Raw genomic sequence first — 19,028 nt, forward strand, 5'->3', positions numbered from 1 at the left:
CTATTTCTTCTTATCTTTCCCGCCCTCGTTATGGCCGTGACCATGCGGAAACGAGTCGTCTTGATCATGTCCACCATCGTGCTCATCCGGGCAAGGTTTGCAGCCTTCATCTTCATCCTCGGTCTTTATGTGCGGGAAGTGTTCACCCTTCGAGTGGGGCATCCGCGTCTTGGGTAGCGGCGCTGGGCGCACTATCGGTCTTGACGGCGGCGTGGTGGTAAAGAAGACTTCAGGGTCGATTACCGCCAGCCGCTCCACCAATTCATCCAGCAGCTCGGTTGAACGGGACGAGATGGCGGCAGTTCCGGCGGCTTTCGCTATGCTCAATTCCGCCTGCCTTTGATTCGATGCGCACCATTGCTTGATGCATTTCCGGATTGCATTGATATCGATGCCAGCCTCGCGGAGCGCTTTTTCGATGCGTTCATCAAGTACCTTCGGCCCCGTCAGGCATTGCAACAAGCGGCATAGCCGTTCGTCGCGTTCGCGAATCACGTCGATCAAATCGCCAAGACCGCCACTACCAGCACCCTCGCCGGCAAATATGCTGACCGTCAGCAGTTTCTCCCGCGTGAACGGGTGTCCGGCCGAAGTCGCGCCGTTGGCTCGAACCCGGAACTGATACACACCGGCGCCCGAGGTTGAGTAAACTGCCTTGTGACGGCCGGAATCCGATTCGCTGTAGAGCAGAGAGTCCGTCGAGCCGTCCGGCCGCGTTACTTCGGCCCAAACGTTGGCGTGTCCGCCAAAAGGTATGCCGTACTCGGACAGAGTTGTCTCCAGCTTGATCTCGCTGCCGGGCGTGAAGTCGGCTTGTATGAGTAAGGCGTCGAACTTCAGGTTCGAGTAGGTGTGGACGATACAATTGTAGGGCAGCTTACCGCGCCGACGCAGTGTTGCCAACGAAGTCCAGGCTTGACGATGTTCGGCCAGCCAGCCTTTTACTTCTTCCAGCTTCCGCAGCCGGAATCGTGCCTGCCAGCGTCCGGCATGGGATCCTGCAACTGCCGCCGGTAACACCGGCAACATCAAACGGTAGAAGGCTACATCGTTCTTCACCAAAAACTGCACGTTCGGCTCGATGGCTGCAGAGGCGGGGTTGATGATCTGACCGCCTGGCGTCCGCAACACGAATTCCAGCAAGTCGGCAAGCGGACACAGAGCAATGACGTCAATGCTAACCTCGGTCGCCGCAACATCGAACTCGACGATCTGGGAATCGCCCCAGCCCAGTTCGCCCTGTGGATCGATGATGATATTTGCATTGGTCGCACCCGCCAAAACTTGCACGAAGTGCTTGGTGAGGAAGAAGCGCTGCTCTTCCGTGCTCAAATTACCCGTTACTGTGAAAAAACCTCCGGTGTTGCTGGCAATGGCGCTCAGTACAGCATCGCTCACTTGGCCGGGCAGGCCGAAGCCAATTGAAAAAGTACGGTTACTGATGGTGCCTGCTGGTAGCTCACTAACATAGGGATGGACATTTTCGTTACCATCGGTCAACACCAGCATCGAGCGGTTGGTGTGGGTCGAGCCGGCCAGTATTGGCGCAGCAGTCTGGATACCGAGACCGATTCCGGTCAATCCTCGCGGGTCCAGAGCCGTTCCGGTAAGAAGGGTGCCCAGCCCCGCGCTCTGCGTGGTGAGCGGTAGCGGCGTTTCGACCAGATCATCAAAACTGACTACACCGATCTCATCATCAGGAAGCATAAGGGTATGAAACACACCCACGGCGTTCTTGAGCAGCGAGCTGCGGGTACTGGTTCCGCCGGCTGCCGCAGCCATACTCCCCGAACGATCCAACACCAGCATTACCGCGTTATTCGCGCGCGCTTCAACACCTGCAGTGAGATTGACCGACCACGACCCCAGCACGACTTCACCGCCTTCGGTTGCTGCATAGTAGCCTTCGTCGTCGATGATGTAGGCCTGGATGGAAAGGCTGGAGGATTGTGAAACCGCGCCAACCGCGTGGAACTGCACCCACACGTAACCATTAATAAAATCAGAGGCTTCGTCCGGCTGAGCGATAAATTCAGCGCCGAGTGGCGTTAAACCGAAATTGCCGGTCGGCGCAGCAGTGATAAGAAAGCGCGCCGTCCGGCAGGTCTGGATACGGAAACGTACGGCGCGAAACGTTGTCAGTCCTTCAGGTATATCGCCAAAGGCAAGCGTGGGCCCGGAATCGAGACTGATCTCGGGAAGGTCGGTATCGTACCAGACGCCGTCGCCGTGAATCGTATGACCTTCGATCATCTGTTGCGGCGTGGCTGTGCCAACCCACGGGGCCGGATCGCCAGGATCATGAAAGATCATCGTATCGGTAAGGCCGTGCCCTGCCGTCGCCGAGCCGACATAAGGATCAAGCGCGGGATTCTTCTTCTGCCAGAGAGTCCACATGCGGTCGATCGCCGCGTGGTGCAGCCAGAACACCATGTCGTTTGGCGATGATGCGGTTAGCATCGCGCCGTTGACCCAGCGATGAACCAGGTTGTGAAGATCTTCGGAGCGCGAACGCAGGGTAGCATAACTGCTGGAGCTGATGGCAGCCCGGAAGGTAGTGCTCGTGCCCGTGACGACCGTGTCGTTTTCTGGGAGATTCGGCGCATCATTTTGGGTTCCGGGAACATTGAACGTTCCAAAGGAGCGCGTGAGGAAGTTTGGATCGCTAACCAAATCCTTCACGACGATTGACCAATTGTCCGGATCAAACTCAAATGGGTAAGAACTGTCCGGATTTAGAGGCACGGCAGGATCGCGTATGACACGCATATCGACTGTTGGATCCGGAGGATTACCCGGACCACCGTTTCGTCCGAGAAAATCGTTCTTGAATGGGAATCCAGAGTGCGCTGTTGTCTTGTGACGCGTCCAATCCCAGTAAGGAATGCGGACGCCGGGGACGATGCTCTGTAAATCCTTTTCAAACCGGTACAGCAATTCCCTGTGCCACGGGAGAAACGCCCTATCGCCATGTCCCCAGTTGGGACTGGAGTTCATGGCATTGAGATGAACCTCCACGTAATCGTCATAGCGGGTCTGAGTACCCGGATGCATGAGGCTTGGAAGCCCCTTGAGGCCCTTGCAGGCGTGGACGAAGTCATTCTTTTCGGCTTGAGTCAGGTTGCGTACATTCTTACGGCATTTCATATTCCACCTCCATAAGTGGTTAATTGGACACAGTGGCCTAACAAGCAAAAGTCCAGTTATGATTAACGCCTACTCTTTATAAGTCTCAGTTAATCAAGAATGATTTACGCCGCAAGTTTTTCGTTAATGAGTGGCATTCAGATACAATATTGGCCTGCCGATTTTGATTACTCTCTAGATTCATCATGGCTGAGCGCGTAGTCAAGAAATTGTATTGCCTCAAATTTGGAGGTGTGTTTAACCTTGACAATATGCGTCCTTGGCTAAAATGAATAATTCCCTAACGGTTGAATTGCGTACAAAACTTCGTTTGTGGTGAAATTATTATCAACGCGTATTGAAAAACTTTTGTTAGACCTATTTTCTTCGTTGTAATGAATTATGTTTGCGATTGGCCGTTGGCGATTGTTCAGATTCAACGTGAAGATGGAAAACTTCCATGCATAATCAAATTAAGATTTGCTAATCTCCCTACCATCCGCATCTCATAAATTACATTATTTCAAATACTCCGCAATTCGTATAAGTACTTACTTGCACGGAGAATCGCTATTTTTGCGAAATAAAGAACTCCGGCCATTCATTAAACGAAATTTTGTGTGGATCAAACGTCTCTTGTTGGCTGTAGTAGTGACTCAGTGATAACGTCAAATTGTTCGCCGAAAAGCGGACAGTCAACTGGGTCACAGGAAGCCTTAACTATTGAAATTGGATAGTGACTCTGACCGGCCGGTTATGGCCGATCTTCCAAAATTGGTTGGTATTAGCAACAGTCCGCTATGGAGCAGTTGCGTATTTAATTTTTTTTAATGATTTATATTCTTTCTTATTTTTTCTACACAAAAACCTGCTTATTGTTTCTTCTATCATTGTCTGCGTAAGTTTTTCCACACGCATGGCTAAATTTGTTAACAAAAGCCGCCTGTAAAGATATACAATTACATATCGTATATCTAACGAGGATATCTTGTATGCAAGTCGCTAAATGGGGAAATAGCTTAGCAGTTCGTTTGCCTGCCGCCATCGTCGAAGCCCTTCAGCTAAAAGAAGGAGATGACATCGAAATCCATATCGCCAGTGAGCGGGTTTTCGAGCTTGAGAAAAAACCGACCCCGCAAGAATTATTGGCGAGGCTCCGGAAATACCGGGGCCGGTTACCGGAAGGTTTCAAGTTCGACCGTCTTGAAGCCAATGAAGGACGCTAGCTTTTTTTTCGACACTAATATTTTGCTGTATCTCTTGTCTGGTGACAATGAAAAGGCTGCCTGTGTTGAAGCCATTGTTTCAAAAAACGGAATTATCAGCGTCCAAGTGCTTAATGAGTTTGCCTCGGTCGCCTCACGAAAATTAGGGATGACCTATGCCGAAATACGGGAATATTTAGTGACTATCCGTACTGTATGCGATGTCCGGCCTTTGACGGTCGAAACCCATCTATTGGGCTTGGACATTGCGGAACGGTATGGCTTTTCTTTTTACGACAGCTTGATTGTTGGAGCAGCACTCCTTGCTGATTGTTCAACCTTGTATTCGGAAGACATGCAACATGGCCAAAAAATCGAAAACAGTATTGTGATTGCCAACCCTTTCCTGGCTCAAATTTAAGACTTCTTGATCCTACCTATGTTCCTCATAGCTTATGATTTATCGATTGAATTCAGATTCTCTATAGCAGACCATCAAAAAATTCATTTTTGGCTAAAAATGAATGTAACAGTCCGGCCACTATGGATAGATATTCATAGTGGCCGCTATGCATAGAAGCTAACTATGCATAGCGGCCATAACCGGCCGTTGAGGATGCCGGCGAAATTTTCGATACCTAACTTGAGCAAATGACAGCTTTTCGGCAAGCAACCTTGAGTCGTCTTTGGCTCGCCCCGGCCATTACCCGACCGTCGGGGTCACTATCCAACTTCAATAATTAAGGTCACCTGCGACCCAGTTGACTGTCCGGTATTCGGCGAGCAAATTGACAATATCACTGCTTCACTACGGCCAATTACTGCCGCAAGGCATACGCCGATCACTGACTGCAAACTGGCTCATTACGGCCGATTTCTTTCCTTAACGCAAAAATCCAATTAATAAGGAAGTCACAACTGAAATCGAGGCGTTGCTTATCCGGAATCTTTCGCTGAGCAAGCTGCGACTAGAAGTCCTGACTGACTGAGTGACTGAGAGAGAAAACGGTCAACATGACAACCGCCAAAGCAATTTTTAGTGAAGTTTGGATGATATACGGAAGGCAAAATATCCTTGCAGTTCAAAAATTTAGTGTTGCAACCCAGGTTTCGCGGTAGATATACTGTTAACAGCTTAATAACTTGTTGATCGTCATATCTAAAGGTGAGTACAAAAAATGAATCTTCATGAATTTTCGCAAGATGTAGTTCCCATCATTACCTTGGTTATCTCAGTCATTGGGTTGTTCCTCGTGGTGATACAAATTAAATCTGCTGTTAGAGCAATTCAGCAAACCGCTGAATCAATAAAGCTAGCGCAGATTGAACTTAAACAGACATCTGCATGGAATAAAGTAAACTCAACTTATGACAGATTGAGAACAGATCATAACGCAGAGATTGAACGAAAACTTTATTCTGCTGGCGAAGCTCACAATATAAAATTTAATAACAAAATCAGTACTGATGAGCTAAACATCATTGTTTCCAATAAAGAGCTATTCAATACTGCAAAGGAATGGCTTAATGAGTTTGAATCATACTGCGCCGCATACAGGGTTGGCGCTCTTGACAAAGAGCTTGCTTTTCAATTGCACGGGACAAGAATTTCAAAAGAGCTATCAGTATTTAGACCGTTTATAAATTATTTACGAAATCAGTTTCATGATGACGGAATATTATTCGAATTTGAATCGGTAGCAACAGACTGGGCTGACCGTTTACAGAAAGAGGAAAAAGAAAGAAGTGACGCACTCCGGAATGTTTTGGATAAAAATCGCCTTAGTGAAAATTCCACTCTATGATTATGCCCAACCAACGCAATAACCCGACTTCGCTATGCTACGCGGGTTATGCTCTGCGTTATGCAATCAGAGGATGAGTTGTGCCAGGAACTGACCCACAAAAAATTTACTTCGATGAATCTGGCTTTACCGGAAACAACTTGTTGCACCCGCAGCAAACTTGGTTTTCTTATGCGTCTGTAGCAACCAACGATGAAGAAGCTCGCGACTTTGCTGAATACCTAATAAACAAATATAAGATTCAGAACGGGGAGTTAAAAGGAAAAAATCTCGTCAGGTTCAATCGAGGAAGAAAGGCCATTGATGAAGTCATTGAGCGTTTCAAGGGCAATATCAAGGTTTCTGTTTCTAATAAGAAATATGCTTTGGCTTCGAAGTTCTTTGAATATATTTTTGAGCCGTGCATTTCTGAAAATAACTCTCTTTTTTATCACATTAATTTTCATAGGTTCATTGCAACAATACTGTATATGGAATTTACGGCCAGAGGTGCCGGGGCCGAACAAATATTCGAAGAATTCGAGGTGCTTATGCGCTCCTCAGATGAGCCTGATTTGAGCAACCTTTTTGGCTCGTCGGTTCATCCAGATAATTCCCCAATACTCACTCAGATACGTGAATTCGCTCAAAGCCAAATAGGCCCTATCAGAGGAGAGTTGTCTATTCTGCCTGGCGCTGGTGTCGGAAAGTGGATACTTGATTTAACAGATACCTCGTTATTCTCTCTTTTGGCCAACTGGAGCACTGAATACGAAGTGCTTACTGCGGTCTGTGACAACGCCAAGCCTTTGCAGCATGACCAAGAAATATACAATGTAATGATCGGCAGAAGTGACAAGCATTTTTCATCGGTGGCCGGGGAAAGACAACCAATCACATTTAACTTGTCTGGCCCAATCCAGTTGGTAGATTCAAAGCAAGTTCATGGAGTTCAGTTAGCTGATGTTGTAGCAGCAGCGTGTATCTATGCAGTCAACGGTGGCGAATGTGCCCATGCGCTTAAATGGAGAAGCCATTTGCCGGAGTTTGCAATTTACGGAAGCATAGTGCCAGATATGGAAAATATCGACCTAAATCGATTAGAAGTACAAAGAAATGCAGTCGTGTTGTTGGAGCTTCATTCGAGAGCAACTAACGGAGTCCCATTATTAGAGGGCATGGCAGAGTATATTGAACTAATTTCTCATGCCCTGGTTTACAACCCAATACCAATAAATGCATAACAATGCCATAAACTCGGACCCAAAAAGCTGCGCCCCGCTTTTTGGGTCCGGTTATGATTGGCGTTAGCCAATACAAAGAAAAAGCATGTACATTGACAGCAAAAAATTCGATTACAAGAAATTTTCGTATTCTGACGCTGATAGGCTTGTAGAAAGAGATAAAAAATTTCTTAAGGAAGCTTATGTCAAGTGGATTAATGACGCTGCCAATAAAATTGTCGAACGGCAATGGGAAATTGACGATATTGGGGTTGCTGAACAGTCAGGTGATTTTGTTAAGTTACTCAAAGAAGCTGAATTCACATACTCTCTGGGTGCGTATACCAGTGCAATTTCCTTAGTAGGAGTTTGCGCTGAAGATCTTTGTCGGTTTTTCGCTATATCTGCAGGTCACAACTTAGATGGTTTAACTCAAAACGATAGAGTAAATCGCTTACATTCGATCAGCGCTATTACACAAAATGTCGCTGACGCATTCCATGTAATTCGAAAATTGAGAAATGATTGCCTTCACTACAATGCGGGCTTCAAACAAAAAAATTCTGCCGCTCTGAAAGCGGATGCCCTAAAGGCACTGAACTCAATAAAATACATATACGGAAATATTTTGGGGGTGGTTGATTATGCGACAATCGATTCATCCAAGTTTGTTGAGATCATAACGAAGGTAACTGAAGAAGCAGCGAATAACGACCCAGGAAATCTCGGAATTGATAAGGCTCTAATCCAAACCAGAAATCTCTTTGCTCAGGCCTTCGGTTTCGATATGTCGATGAACAACAGAGGTGCCCCGGTTTACAAAATGTCGATTTTTGAAGTTTTAGGTATTGATGTAAGCAGTGAGCCGTTCGAAATTTCTCTGAGGGATTTGGGGTCGGAAATGGTTGTCATTGTCGATATATCAAGCGATGAAGTAAAAAATATAGAGTTTGCAAAAATAACCGAGGCAGATATTGTTGCTGCTACGTTGGTTTCATTACCAAATAATTTAGAGGTAACGGGTGAATGGAGGCTATGGGGTGAAATTAAAAAAATTGGCTAACAATCGCGTAAACTCGGACAGTCAAAGGCGGGCCGGTTACCCGTGGCGTTGAATGGCAGCTCATTGAATCTCTACCGACATTGAGCGCAAGGCTTCGAATGTCAACAAGGGGTCGGTAGGAATCAGTGACGACTGGCCGCTTCCCCCTGTGTCAATATGACCTGAGACACCTACCCCTCGGAAATTAGAGTATAAAGGTAGGCCAGAATTATGAGCAAATCAAAAGCAGAGACCATGGAATCACCACAAGTAACTGCGCCGGAGGTCGCGTTGGAAGACGCCCGTAGGGCGGCTGAAAACGCGACCTCCGGCGCGCGGCCCGACCCAGAGGTGGTTGCCACCGCCCAGCGCCGACAATTTACCAGCAGCGACAAGCGCCGTATCCTGGAGGCCGCTGATCGCTGTACCCAACTGGGTGAGATTGGCGCTTTATTGCGCAAAGAAGGGATTTATTCCTCCCATCTGTCCACTTGGCGTAGGCAGCGTGCTGCCGATGAGCGCGCCGCGTTGGCGCCGCAAAAACGTGGGCGTAAGGCCGACCCTGCGCAGGCCGAGGATCGTCGTGTGCACCAACTTACCCAGGAAAATGAGCGTCTGCGCCGCAGACTGGCTCAGGCCAATGCCATTATTGATGTCCAAAAAAAACTTTGCGTCTTGTTCGGTCTGTCGACGGACGAGACGCCGAGCGAGTCCAGCTGATGCAAGCCCTTAACCAGTTAGCCCCGGAGGTCGGCCTGGCGGCGGCTTGTGCGGCCCTGAATTTGAACCGCAGTTCGGTCTATCGCGAGGATGCCCGTCGGCGCCTCTTGGTGCCTGTGCCGGTAACGCGGGTGCCTCGTCCGTCCGCCCCGTTGGCTTTCTCGACCAGTGAGCGCCAGCAACTGCTGGCGGTGCTTAACAGCGAACGCTTCGCCGATTGCTCGCCGTATTTTGTCTATGCCACCCTGCTGGACGAGGGGCGCTACATCGGCTCGGTGCGCACCTTGTACCGCGCCCTGGAGGCGGACGGCCTGTCGGCGGAGCGCAGGCGCCAACGGATGCACCCGGTCTATACCAAGCCGGAACTCCTGGCCACCGCGCCCAATCAAGTCTGGAGCTGGGATATCACGAAACTCAAAGGCCCGGCCAAATGGACCTGTTTCCACCTGTATGTGATCCTGGATATTTTCAGCCGCTATGTGGTCGGCTGGATGGTCGCTCCGCGGGAAACCGCCGAACTGGCCGAGCACCTCATCGCCGAAACAGTGGTCAAGCACAACATCCCGCCGCATACGCTGACGCTGCATGCCGACCGCGGTACCAGCATGCGCAGCAAGCCGGTGGCCGCCTTGTTGGTTGATCTGGAGGTCACCAAGACCCATAGCCGGCCTTATGTCTCTGATGACAATCCCTATTCCGAGGCCCAGTTCAAAACCCTGAAATATCGGCCTGATTTCCCCATCCGCTTCGGATGCCTTGAAGATGCCCGCAGCCATTGCCAACGCTTCTTCGCGTGGTACAACCAGTTCCATTGCCACTCGGGCATCGGTTACATGACCCCGGCCACCGTCCATTTCGACCAAGCGGCTACGGTATACCAAGCCCGCGCAAAAACCCTGGAGATTGCCTTCCTCGCCAATCCAAAGCGATTCAAAGGAAAGTGCCCTTTACCACCCAGCTTGCCTAACGCCGTTTGGATTAATCCGCCTATTAACACAAAGGGAGAAACTTGACCCATAAATACACAACAGTTAGACACTAAATAAAACAACTGGGTGTCTCAAAGTCATTGACACATTCCGCACGTGGTATCCATTATCCAGACTGATCGCATGTTCCTCATTCTTCCTATGTTGAAATATACTTTCGGAGGTTTTGTAGCTCGTTCGGCCAGACTCGTCGGAAGTCGAGGCGAACAACAAGAGCATCATGACTGCGTAAATTGCAAGTTTTACGTTGAGTTATGCTGAATTCTATTTTTCGGTCGAAAATAGAAACATCCCCAAACCCAATCATCAGGTTACGGATTCGATGAAGTCCACCTTGGTACGGTTTATCAATATACTGCTGAAGGCGATTTACATTGTCTGGGGTTATTTCTAAATCTGTACACTGAAAATCAAAAGATATAAAAGGTTTATCTTTATTAGCGAAAATTCTTACTTTATTAAAGGAGCGTGCATATGCTGACAAGAGACCTGATCGGATTTCTTCCACCAACTCCTCAAAAAACGGCTTAGGGTAATAAATTTCATATCCTCCAATGAGCCACATAGGCTCTCGCTCAATAGTCACGTACAAAGGGTCAATTCTAAGTAGCGATGAAATAGCTGCGTGATCTTTGCAGTTCAATACGATAAAGCTAAAAAGCTCTTGATATATAAAAGGTCGAAATTTTTCACTCACATCTCCTTCATCGAGAATGATTGGTGCGGCATCACGAATGCGTTGATTACCGAGTAAAAAACCATTATCCATGGTCGATACAAGCAAGGTCTGTAGGCGAGTATCAGTGATGCTGTGAGCAAAATGCGAGCGTAACTTTTGATAAGTTGACTCTATATTGTAGAAACATTTTTTCAGTAGTTGCCCATTATTGCACGCATTAAAACCATTATCTGGAATGCCGGGAAGGTGACCGCCACCACCGAGATGAGACAGGCAATATATGCCCCAGGGTTGTCCTGCGCTCACTTTTCGGTCGAATACTAAAGACATATCCCTTGCAAGGAGATAGGTATTGATTGAAGCCGGAATTGGTAACACCCATATTAATCCTAAAGACAATACAGCATATAGCAACACGATAGTGGCATTGCTTATCGTCAGCATGGACTTTGTGTTTATAGTATTTCTTTTCACCACAAGATCGATAGTTACGGATGATTTTTCTCCAGATATTACAATCGAGAATGGATATCCTGATTCGTTGGTAATTTCGTCACTATTTACCTCACCTATTTTAACTATCCCTAGCGAATTTATAGAGTTCGAACTGAACCAATTTTGCTGATTAAATCGGTGAATTTGGCTTTTAATCTCATTTTTATTTACGATATTACTCACGCCATCGCCAATAAACTGCTCAGGGAGTGTTTTCCTCAAACAATCAATGAGAGAACTATTTTTCAGCTGATTTAAGTCGTCATTAAATCTATAATCGTCATATAAAATATACGCTAATCCGATCATCAATAAACCGATTAACACTGCCACTAGGCGATATAAAATAATTTGTCGATTTTGTGGGATTCTGATTAATGATCGCATTTTGCCTCCGGAACAATCTCAAGATCAGCAAAATAGGGATCAGGTAATTTATCTTTTATGTAACTCTCCGCATCTTCTTTTTTATTTTTTCGAGCTAAAAACTCAAGATGATTAATGATTTCACATCGTACTTCTTGATTGTCAAATAATCTTTTAGTTAAAAACCAACTCATACCATTGGGGATTTTTATAATCTCTAATGCATGCCAGCTTGGACGCCCTTTAATATCATTTTCTCCCCAGAAAGACCCTATTAAGTCGACTTCACTATTTTCAAGTGCTTTACGCAATTCTTCATGGCTACCATAACGTTTGATAGTCAGTTCTTTTGGATCAATTATTTTGCTAATCAAATTGATCGGCACTCGATAACCAGAGCGGCTATTTATATTCTGGAGGAGTCCTAGAGTTTTACCCATGAGATATGCCGCGTTAAGCTCAGGCATGCTATGAATAGAAATTAGATAGGCTTCATAGGGAGGAAAATAAGCGATTTTTTGATAGCCTGTATTGATGATATCAATGTCGTCAGGTCGTACTTCTAGTAAATCAAATCTCTGCTCGAAAATGCTTTGCCCTAGTTCAAGTGCAGAAAGATTCCATTCAGCATGAACACTACTAAAATTTTTCGTTAAGGCAGCATTTGACGAAAAACGATCGCATAAGTCATCAGCAATAAAACTGGAAGGCACAAAAATCTTGATCTTTGGGTATTGAGGGTACCCATTCTGAATATATTTTTCGCAATAAAACTTTGCTACGGTACAAGAGTCGATCCTAAAGTTAGGAATTGAAAAAAGAGTAGAAATCCAGAATATAAAAACGCTTAGCAGTGTAATTAACGCCGCAAAAACAACGTTATTGAAAATCACCGAACTAATTATATTATTAGTGGTGTATTTCCACAGTGATTTCATAATAAATACTTTTACAATAGAAACAAATATCGACTATATCTATTTAACATTTCATGTAATTCCCCATAAGAAATGTATATCCCAATCAAAATTTTCCATTTGCTTTTTTCTCATTGACCACCCCAATTTTCAGATAGGCATAGTTTAAACTATTGTCCGGATTCGGGGTCCACTTTAACCCGCTTCCGCTTCGCTCCTCCTGCTGTCGGCTTAGCTCTACGTTGAATGGCAGCTAAATTGAATCCCTACCGAAATTCAGCACAAAGCCTCGAATGTCGCTTTTTGGTCGCCAGGTGACCGTCTTCTCTTCAGATTCATCGCCGGAAAGGTGTCATTGAATTCCGATACCTGAAAGCAGTCGTTCGTCACCGTGTCCAACCGACCCATTTTTGCCACTCGCGCTTCTCCAAAGCTGCCATTCGGCCGAGGCCAGATTCTGGGATTGAAGGGCTACAAAGCCGCCATTGGTGACCTCAACCAAACGGCCATTACCCGACTTTCGGGCTCACTATCCAATTTAAATAGTTCAGGTATCCGGTGACTCAGCTGAATGTCAGGTATTCGGCAAGCAAATCGACATTATGACCGCGTCACTACGGCCAAAACCAGCCGCTCAGGTACTCCCTCAAGCAGACGTTCGAGGGTTCGCAAACTGACATCCTAAGTGGATATTCCATTGCCGTTACCCGAGTTATAAATCCGGAGAACGTAGTGATGGGCTATTTATTGCCATCGATCAATTTCCGTCTCAAATAACTGCCGCTCGTTACCTACAAACCGTCTGTCACTAATTATTGAAATTATAACGGTTATCACAAATTTGTGACCCGGAAACAAGTGTTTCTCCACAGTCAAGGAGTTGGAATAATCGGCTGGAACGGGAATGGGTGGTCGTTTAATTTTGACAAGTTAATTCGCGTCTTAAGTAGTTCTGTATTACTTCAGCGTGAAGATGGAAAAAGGATTTTCTTCAGCTTAGTCAATGGAGCTTGGATTCCAGACTCAGATGTTGCTATTACGCTATTGCAAATCAAGGATTCTAATGGAGCAACAACAGGTTGGACGGTTAGAACTGAAACCGATGGAATAGAAGACTATAATTCAGCCGGCAAATTAATTCGTCTGATCGATCGTCAAGGTAAGAGCCTTGATTTTTCATACCAATCCGGAAGATTAACAGAGATAACCGACGACTTTAATGGAGCCGCATTAACTTTGAACTATGACGCCTCCGGAAGGTTCGCCGCTCTGACCGTTCCCTCAGGAGAAGTTTACCGGTACGGTTACGACAGTTACGGCAACCTGACTACGGTGACCTATCCGGACGAAACGCCGGCTATTTTGACCGATAACCCGAAAAAGACCTATGTCTACGGCGAGCTCGAATACACTGCCGGGGTTAACCAGCCCCACGCCCTGACCGGGATCATCGATGAGAACGGCATCCGCTTTGCCACCTACCGTTACGATGCTTCCGGCAAAGCCATCCTCACCGAGCATGCCGGCGGGGTTGAAAAGTACAGCTTAGCGTACAGTCCGGATGGCATCAGCACCACGGTCACCGATCCTTTGGGGACTGAGCGTACCACCCATTTCAGCACCGTTCTCGGCGTGGTCAAAAGCACCGGCACCGACCAACCAGGCGGCTCCGGCTGTTCGGCGGCGTCCAGTGGAATTTCTTACGATGCCAACGGCAACGTCAAAAGCCGCACCGATTTCAACGGCCATCGCAGCGATTATGAATATGATTTAAGCCGTAACCTCGAAATCAACCGCACCGAAGGCTTGACTTCGACCGGAGAGTCGACGCCGGACACCCGGACTATCACCACCGAGTGGCATCCAAGCTTCAGATTGCCGGTGAAAATCACCGAGCCGGGCCGGATTCAGGTATGGACTTATGATGACAAAGGCCAAGTCACCGAACACAGGATCACCGATACAGCTACCGGTGCAACCCGAAGCTGGCAGACTGAATATACCTATGCGTCTGATGTGCCCGGCGCGGTGTTGCAAAAGTTCGAAAACGGCCCGCGCACTGACGTTGCCGACATTACCACCTACGATTACTATGCGCCGGATGCCGGCTGCGAGGGTGGTCATGTCGGCTGCCGCGGACAATTGCAGCAAATCACCAATGCCTTGGGCCATGTCACCCGTTTCAGCCGTTATCATGCCAACGGCCAAGTGGAAGAAATCATCGACCCGAACGGGCTGGGCACGACCTTGAGCTACGATGCCCGCATGCGCCTCACCCGGATCGACCGGGGCGGCCAAGTCTCGTCCCATCAATACGATCCGGCCGGGCAATTAATCCAATGGACCGTTCAGGACAATGTTGTTTTGCATTATCGCTACGATGACGCCCACCGCTTGACCGCAATCACCGATGGCGCTGGCAATAATCTTCGCTATACTCTGGATGCGTCGGGCAATCGGGTGAAAGAAGAAGTTAGCGACGCTGGCGGTCAGCTCACCAAAATTCTGGAGCGGGAAGTCGACCAGTTAGGCCGCCTGATGCTCTCGATCGGCGGCGAAGGCCAAAGCCGGCGCTATCATTACGACGCCAACGGCAATCTGACTGCCGCATCCCATCCGCGCAATACCCCGGAAGATCGGGGTCAAGCCAGAGCCACCGATCCGTTGGCATTGGATAATACCGTCTCGGCCACCTACGACAGTTTGAACCGCTTGATTGAATCGGTGCATCCGCAGCAATTGGCCGATGCCAATGACGACGTGGTCAGCGACTATCGCTACGATGCCTTGGGTCATTTAATCGAAGTCACCGACCCCAATGGTTCAGTCACGCGTTATGATGTCAATGCCTTCGGCGAGGTGCTACGACTCGACAGCCCCGATACCGGCATCACGCACTACCAATACGATGCCGCCGGCAATCGCATCGCACAGACCGACGCCCGCGGCGTAACCGTCGAATACCGTTATGATGCCTTAAACCGCCTGATTGCCATCGATTATCCGGACGATAGGTTGGATGTGACGTTCGGCTATGATCAAAATGACCAGGGCCAAAACAGCGTTGGCCGTCTGACGTCCATTTCCGATGGCGCAGGTTTGACCGAGCTGAGTTATGATCAATACGGAAATGTCATTAGCCGTAGTGAACAGATCGACAGCCATCAATTGATTACTCACTCTGCGTACAACAGCGCCGGGCAACTCGTTCAAATGCGTTATCCCAGTGGCCGCACTGTCGACTTCCTTTACAACGCCTTAGGTCAAATCGCTCAATTGACAACAACTCTGGACGGAGTTACTCAAACCCTGGCTGATCAGATCGATTATCTGCCGTTCGGCCCGTTAAGTGCTTTGACCTATGGCAACGGCCTGACAAAAACCATCGCGTATGATTTGGCTTACCGCCCTATTGAGCGCAATTTGGAACCGGTCGCGTTACATACCCAAGATTACGATCCGGCGGATAATTTGATCGTGTTGACCGACTTGCTCGACAGCAACCGGGATAAAACCTTCGCTTACGACGGCCTGAGCCGGTTAACGGCGGCGCAAAGCCATGACAAACGGCAGGAATACAGCTTCGACGCCAACAGTAATCGCCTGACCCTCAGCGAAAACGGACAAGCGGAGGATTACACCTATGCCTTGAACGGTAATCGGCTCGAAGCGGGCGCGGGTAAAACCTATCAAACCGACGCTAACGGCAACATTGTCCATGACGGGCGCTTCCAATTCCGTTACGGCGATGATAACCGTTTACGTGAAGTTCTCGAAAACAACGTCACATTCGCCCGTTATACCTACAATGTGTTCAGCCAACGGGCGAAAAAAGTCACGGCTCAAAGTACGACGTATTACCATTACGATCAAGCAGGATTGTTGATTGCCGAAGCCGATGCCAACGGCGAAACGCTCAAAGAATATTTTTATCTCAACGGCCAGCCCATGGCTTTGACCAGCGCGCAAAGTTCACCACCGCCGCAACCGGTGGAAATCATTCTGGATAACAGCGACGCGTCAATGCAGTATTCCGATGCCTGGACAGCATCGACCAGCATCAGCGGCTTTGAAGGCGCTAACTACCAATACCATGCCGGTTCCACCGTGCAGCCGATGTTAGGCACACCGGTCGATAATGCTTCGGCTCACTTCAACACGACCGATACCTGGGCGCTGTCAACGTCGGTTTCAGGCTTTATCGGTGATAACTATCAGACGCATCCCGGCCGCAGTTACCCGCTGGTGCTCGGCGAACCGGTAGACAATGACAGTCCAGGCTTCAGTGCGACCGGAACCTGGCCGACATCGACCAGTGTTAAAGGCTATCAGGGCGCCCATTATCAATACCATGCCCCCGGCGATGGCAGCCAAAAAGCGACCTGGTCGCTTAAGGTCGAAACCGCAGGCGAATACGATGTCTATACCACCTGGACCGCCCACAGTAACCGGGCCAGACATGCGCGCTATCGGGTCTCCCACAGCCAAGGCGCGACCGAGGTATCCGTTAATCAAAAGCTTAATGGCGGTCAATGGCACAAACTCGGTACCTTCCAGTTCGAAGCTGGTACCGACTATGCGATCGAACTGAACGATGCCGCCGACGGCTATGTCATCGCCGATGCCGTCACCTGGTTACCAGCCGGCACGCCGCCGACCGGGACGCCGAACGAACCGACTCAGGCGGCGAATTGGACGGTCACGGTGCCAGCCGATAGCGACTATGACGCCTATGCCACCTGGACTGCACATAGCAACCGGGCCAGCGATGCCAAGTACACGATTGTCCACGCCGATGGCGAAACGGTGCAGGAAGTCAATCAACAGCAGCACGGCGGCCAATGGAACAAACTTGGCCGTTATCGGTTTAAGGCAGGGGAAAGTTACCAGATTAAATTGTCCGATCAGGCCAACGGCTATGTCATCGCCGATGCCGTGTCGCTGGTACCGGCCGGAACTTATCCGATTTCCTCCAACACCGGTCAAACCGCGTCCTGGCAGCCGCATTTAAACCAGTCCGCTGATTATCAGGTCTATGCCAAATGGACGGCGCACAGTAATCGGGCCAGTAACGCCCAATACACCGTCCACCATGTCAACGGCGAAACCACCCACACGGTCGATCAACGCCAACAGGGCGGCGACTGGCATTTATTGGGGACTTACCGGCTGGATCAACACAGCACAATCAGTCTGTCCGACCAGGCCGACGGTTACGTCATTGCCGATGCGATTCGCCTGGTCTCGGTTCCAACGCAACAGCCGACCGAATCCCAGGGCATTTACTTCATCCACAACGACCATTTGGGCACGCCGCAACTACTCACCGACAGCGACGCCAGCGTGGTTTGGCAAGCCGACTATGATCCCTATGGCGATGCAACGATCACCACGGCCAAAATCGAACAAAATATCCGCTTAGGCCAATATTTCGATCAAGAGACCGAGTTGAATTATAACTGGCACCGGTATTATGATCCAAAAACCGGACGTTACATCACCTCCGATCCGATTGGGTTGGCGGGGGGCGTTAATACTTATGCATATGTCAGCAACAATCCGCTAAATCTGATTGATCCTAATGGTTTAGCAGGAATATATGTCAATTACCCAAACTATCCGATCACTGTTCCTGGAACAGAGGCACAGCTTCCTTTAGGACATGCTGCTGTAATTGCCGTCGATGATAATACCGGTACGACAAAATACTTTGAATATGGTAGATATGACAGTGATTTCGGCCAAGTTAAACAACGGACTGTGCCTGATCTTGTACTGGATGAAAAGGGTAATCCAACACCTGCATCTCTAAGTAATTTATACAATTATATTGGCGCTCGATATGGCGATCAAACTACAGTCGATGCTACATACTACCCAGATGCGAACTACCAAAAAATAATAGACTTTGCTTTGCAAAGAAAAAATGATTCTAATAGAGCGCCCTATAGCTGGAATCCTTTCAGCTCTAATACTTGCAAAACATTTGCTAAAGATGCAATCAATGCGGGGCAGCAAAAATGAAAGTAAAAATGGGCGGAATTTTTACCATCGTGATAGTCGTGTTTTTGACTTTAGCAGTTGCTATACTTGGCTACGTAGCCTTTTCATCTGCAATTTCTCTTGATCACGCCAGAAAAGAACAAGAGCATCAACGACAAAGAGAACATGTGTTGCAAGCATTATTACTGAAAACATCCAGTTACATATCTCGCAACCAACTAGTGGCACTTGTCAAAGAAAATTTCGGAACAGATCATATAGTAAAAGAAGAGCATAATCAGATTACAATTGACGATACCGTTTTAAAATTTGAAGGTGATAGAGTAAAGAGTATTTCATCGATAAATGATGAACTTTGAAAGCGATGAGGCGAGTTAGATTTGTAAGGCGGCATTAATACGTATACCTATGTTGGGAATAACCCGCTAAAGTATATTGACCCGAAAGGAACCTTCTTCTTTGTTCCAATCCTGGGTTAT

General features: G+C 48.1%; 11 protein-coding genes. 8 read left to right on the forward strand and 3 right to left on the reverse strand.

Annotated elements, in window-relative coordinates; all coding sequences use genetic code 11:
* Window positions 1–3,147, reverse strand: a complete 3,147-nt coding sequence (locus GO003_RS18550) for a tyrosinase family protein (RefSeq protein ID WP_159655372.1) — start codon at window positions 3,145–3,147, stop codon at window positions 1–3.
* A 971-nt stretch (window positions 3,148–4,118) separates the two neighbouring features.
* Between GO003_RS18550 and GO003_RS18555 the strand changes: the two genes are divergently transcribed.
* The 6 genes from GO003_RS18555 (at window position 4,119) to GO003_RS18580 (ending at window position 10,113) form a co-directional block, all read left to right on the forward strand.
* On the forward strand, window positions 4,119–4,352 hold the full coding sequence (locus GO003_RS18555; RefSeq protein ID WP_159655370.1) for an AbrB/MazE/SpoVT family DNA-binding domain-containing protein: 234 nt from the start codon (window positions 4,119–4,121) through the stop codon (window positions 4,350–4,352).
* Window positions 4,339–4,752, forward strand: a complete 414-nt coding sequence (locus GO003_RS18560; protein ID WP_159655368.1) for a PIN domain-containing protein — start codon at window positions 4,339–4,341, stop codon at window positions 4,750–4,752. The genes GO003_RS18555 and GO003_RS18560 overlap by 14 nt, the downstream gene beginning before the upstream one ends.
* Before the next feature lie 757 nt (window positions 4,753–5,509).
* Entirely contained in the window at window positions 5,510–6,136 is a 627-nt protein-coding gene (locus GO003_RS18565) for a DUF4760 domain-containing protein (protein WP_159655366.1), read from the forward strand.
* 80 nt (window positions 6,137–6,216) lie between these two features.
* Complete coding sequence (locus GO003_RS18570; protein ID WP_159655364.1) at window positions 6,217–7,359, forward strand: DUF3800 domain-containing protein; 1,143 nt, start codon at window positions 6,217–6,219, stop codon at window positions 7,357–7,359.
* An 85-nt stretch (window positions 7,360–7,444) separates the two neighbouring features.
* Window positions 7,445–8,401, forward strand: a complete 957-nt coding sequence (locus tag GO003_RS18575) for a DUF4145 domain-containing protein (RefSeq protein ID WP_159655362.1) — start codon at window positions 7,445–7,447, stop codon at window positions 8,399–8,401.
* Window positions 8,402–8,635: 234 nt separating this feature from the next.
* A protein-coding gene (locus tag GO003_RS18580) for an IS3 family transposase (protein WP_407942120.1) occupies window positions 8,636–10,113 on the forward strand; the annotation gives its coding sequence in 2 pieces (ribosomal slippage) (window positions 8,636–9,079 and window positions 9,082–10,113; 1,476 coding nt in all).
* A gap of 115 nt (window positions 10,114–10,228) precedes the next feature.
* On the opposite strand, the gene GO003_RS18585 is transcribed toward GO003_RS18580, so the two are convergent.
* Both GO003_RS18585 and GO003_RS18590 read right to left on the reverse strand, forming a co-directional pair.
* Entirely contained in the window at window positions 10,229–11,650 is a 1,422-nt protein-coding gene (locus GO003_RS18585; protein ID WP_159659458.1) for a hypothetical protein, read from the reverse strand.
* A complete protein-coding gene (locus GO003_RS18590) occupies window positions 11,638–12,567 on the reverse strand; it encodes a hypothetical protein (RefSeq protein WP_159659459.1) in 930 nt (309 codons plus the stop codon). The genes GO003_RS18585 and GO003_RS18590 overlap by 13 nt, the downstream gene beginning before the upstream one ends.
* An 822-nt stretch (window positions 12,568–13,389) precedes the next feature.
* On the opposite strand from GO003_RS18590, the gene GO003_RS18595 reads away from it, so the two are divergent.
* Together GO003_RS18595 and GO003_RS18600 are read left to right on the forward strand one after the other, a co-directional pair.
* A complete protein-coding gene (locus tag GO003_RS18595) occupies window positions 13,390–18,570 on the forward strand; it encodes a golvesin C-terminal-like domain-containing protein (protein ID WP_331001645.1) in 5,181 nt (1,726 codons plus the stop codon).
* Window positions 18,567–18,908 carry a hypothetical protein gene (locus GO003_RS18600; protein WP_159659461.1) on the forward strand — a complete coding sequence of 114 codons (342 nt, stop codon included), beginning with the start codon at window positions 18,567–18,569 and terminating at the stop codon, window positions 18,906–18,908. Before GO003_RS18595 ends, GO003_RS18600 begins: the two co-directional genes overlap by 4 nt.
* The last annotated feature ends 120 nt before the right edge of the window (window positions 18,909–19,028 follow it).

Source organism: Methylicorpusculum oleiharenae, from assembly GCF_009828925.2.
Taxonomy (GTDB): Bacteria; Pseudomonadota; Gammaproteobacteria; order Methylococcales; family Methylomonadaceae; genus Methylicorpusculum; species Methylicorpusculum oleiharenae.